Source organism: Arthrobacter sp. Y3223164 (assembly GCF_059091005.1).
The window spans coordinates 1-943 of sequence record NZ_JBNHGF010000663.1 but is presented as its reverse complement, the minus strand read 5'-3'; the positions used below and the strand labels follow the sequence as shown (position 1 = coordinate 943).

Sequence of the window (943 nt, the reverse complement as noted above, 5' to 3'; positions counted from 1 at the left end):
GGCGGCTGGTCGCCGCCGGTGTCCGCCGGAGGTGTTGCCTCCGGAGACGAGCCCGTGTCGGCGGTCTCGTCTGTTTCGGACGCCGCGTCGTTGCCTGCGCCGGCGCTGCCGTCACCGACGGCGGCGTCCTGTTCGATGATGCCGAGGATGCGCATCTTGTAGTCGTTCAGCCGGACCTGGATTTCGTCCAGGGGGACGTCTTCGAGCGACCGGCCGTAGGCGGCGATCTCTTCCCACAGGGTTGCCAGTTTCTCCATGCCGGCGTCGCTGAGCGGGCCGTCGAGGGTGAGGACCAACTGGCTGGCGAGCGCGTAGGTAAGGCACTCGACGCAGTTGTAGTTGGCCGCCGCGGAAAGGTTTTGGGGGACCACGACGTCGGCCTGGCCGAGGATCAGGACAACCTGGAAGCCGACGGCTACTGCCGTGCAGCCCCGGCAGGACGCGAAGGCGTAGGCCTCGTTCGTGGCGTCTACCGGCCCGTCTTCGGCCCACACCAGGGCGAAGGCGACGTCGTAGACCACGGAGCCGTCCTCAACGTTGACGGCAAGGGCCTGGTTTCCGTCCTCCTCGGGGGCCAGCGGCCGGTCGAACGGGAAGACCCAGGCCGGGGGTGTGCCGGCGCCCGCGTCAGTACCGGTGGCGCCGGAACCGCCGTCGTGCAGTAAATCCTCGCCGGTGGCCGCCGTAGCGGTCTCCTGCTGCCCGGCCTGCAGGTCGCGGGGAACGAGGACCATCGCCAGTTGCGGATCCTCCGCCGTCGGCAGATCAGTACCGGAGGGCCACGCCGCCACCGTTTGCCCTGAGCGGCCTTCGGCCAGCCCCGCCGGTGATATCGGGGCGACGGAAGCCGCCGCATCGAACAGGGTTCCGCGTTCGTAGGGCTGCACCGGGCGATAGGCGCCGTCGTCGGGCCACCAGGCCCAGGCCAAGCCGGCGAGAACGG

General features: G+C 70.0%; 1 pseudogene. It reads right to left on the bottom strand.

Annotated features, from left to right (window positions below):
* Nucleotides 1-943: pseudogene (locus AC5RUJ_RS17240) on the bottom strand (hypothetical protein); the annotation flags it as partial.